Origin of the sequence: Allobosea sp. CER48 (genome assembly GCF_044752385.1) — a bacterium.
Lineage (GTDB): Bacteria > Pseudomonadota > Alphaproteobacteria > Rhizobiales > Beijerinckiaceae > Allobosea.
Window position 1 is genome coordinate 1 of record NZ_JBIWYK010000555.1, and the last position, 1,798, is coordinate 1,798.

General features: G+C 68.2%; 2 protein-coding genes. Both read left to right on the plus strand.

The window, feature by feature from the left end:
* A partial coding sequence (flgA, locus tag ACIPIA_RS15470; RefSeq protein ID WP_400510831.1) for a flagellar basal body P-ring formation chaperone FlgA occupies positions 1-815 on the plus strand: 815 nt, incomplete at its 5' end.
* Between the two features lie 17 nt (positions 816-832).
* Positions 833-1,585, plus strand: a complete 753-nt coding sequence (flgH, locus tag ACIPIA_RS15475; RefSeq protein WP_400510833.1) for a flagellar basal body L-ring protein FlgH — start codon at positions 833-835, stop codon at positions 1,583-1,585.
* The last annotated feature ends 213 nt before the right edge of the window (positions 1,586-1,798 follow it).

Sequence of the window (1,798 nt, forward strand, 5' to 3'; positions counted from 1 at the left end):
TCAGGGCGCCCGGGCTTGGCGAAACCGGGACGATCCAGGTCGCGCGGATCGTCGATGCGGCCCGCGCGGCCGGCATCGTCCGCGATGCTTCCGATCTGGAAAGCCAGGGCTTCGCGCAGGTGGTTGTGACGCGAGCCGCACGCCGGGTCACCGCTTCCGACATGGAGGCCGCAGTGAAGGCGGGCCTGCAGGAGCGCTTTGGTGTCGATGCCCGGGTCTTCGCGCTGGCGATCGATGGCGGTGCGCCGGCCGTCGCGATCGAGCCCGAGCTGACCGGCGAGGTTGCCGTCGTCGATCTCTCCTTCGATGCTCGCTCGCGGCGGCTGCAGGCGCGGCTGGCCGTGCCCGGCAGCATGGCGATGCGCCTGAAGCCGCTGCGCATTTCCGGCCAACTCGTCGAGACCGTCGAGGTCGTCGTGCCGAAGCGACAGATCGGCCGCGGCGAGACGCTCGGCAAGGACGACGTCATCGTCGAGCGTCGCCCGCGCGACGGGCAGGGCGGCGAGATCATCAACGATGCGCGCGCCGCCATCGACAAGGTTGCGCGCCGGGCCCTGCTCGCCGGTGTGCCGCTGCGTGCGAGCGACGTCCAGCGCGAGGAAATCGTCGGCAAGGGCGACCTCGTCACCATCGTCTACGAAGCGCCGGGGCTCGTGATCACGTTGCGGGGCCGGGCCAACGAAGCCGGTGCGATGGGCGACGTGGTCTCCGTGACCAACCCTCAATCCAAGCGCGTGCTGCAAGGCAAGGTGACAGGGCCAGGTCGGGTTTCCGTCCAGCCGACCGCCGCCGGCCGCATCGCAAGCGCCCAGTGATTTCCATGGAAACCGCCATGCACTCCAACCGTCTCGCCAAGCTCTCCGGCCTGCTGCTGCTCACCGCTTCGCTCGGGGCCTGCGGCATCGGCGACCGCCTAGCCAATGTCGGCCAGGCGCCGACGCTCTCGCCGGTCGAGGATCCCACCGCCGCCAAGGGCTACAAGCCGGTGCAGATGCCGATGCCGGCGATGGAGCATGCTTCCTATGCGCCGAACTCGCTCTGGCGCACCGGGTCGCGGGCCTTCTTCAAGGATCAGCGCGCCCGCAATGTCGGCGATCTCGTCACCGTCAAGGTGAAGTTCACTGATCGGGCGCAGCTCGACAACACCACCAAGCGCAGCCGCAAGAACGGCGAGGATTTCGGTGCGGCAAGGATCATGGGCTTCGAGAACAAGCTCGACAAGTTCCTGCCGGACGGCTCGAACGCCGGCGAGTTGCTGAAGCTCGACTCCGAAGGCTCGAGCGAGGGGGCCGGCTCCGTGCGCCGGAGCGAGCAACTCGCCACGAATGTGGCGGCCGTGGTCACCCAGAACCTGCCCAATGGCAATCTCGTGATCGAGGGCAAGCAGGAGATCCGCGTCAACTTCGAGATCCGCGAGTTGATCGTCGCCGGCGTGATCCGGCCGGAGGATATCGAGTCCGACAACACGATCGACTCGACCAAGATCGCCCAGGCCCGCATCGCCTATGGCGGCCGTGGCCAGATCACGGACGTCCAGCAGCCGCGCTACGGCCAGCAGGTGATGGATATCCTGCTGCCCTTCTGATCCTTCCCGAAATCCGGACGGCGCGGAACGCTCCCCCTTGTCTCCGCGTCGCTTCGGCCGGCGGTCTCTCCCGAGCCGCCGACAGCCCCGGCCGCCCGCCACGCTCCCCAAGCTCTTGGGCTGACGGCCAGAAGCCCCGCGTTCTCCCGACGCGGGGCTTTTCCAGCTCAAGCCGGAATCGTCAGGCCTGCCTGGCCGAAAAGGCAACGCGCT

What these genes read in the sequence shown, in the direction of transcription:
- flgH (WP_400510833.1), top strand. Translation starts at nt 833, where the DNA reads ATGCACTCCAACCGTCTCGCCAAGCTCTCCGGCCTGCTGCTGCTCACC.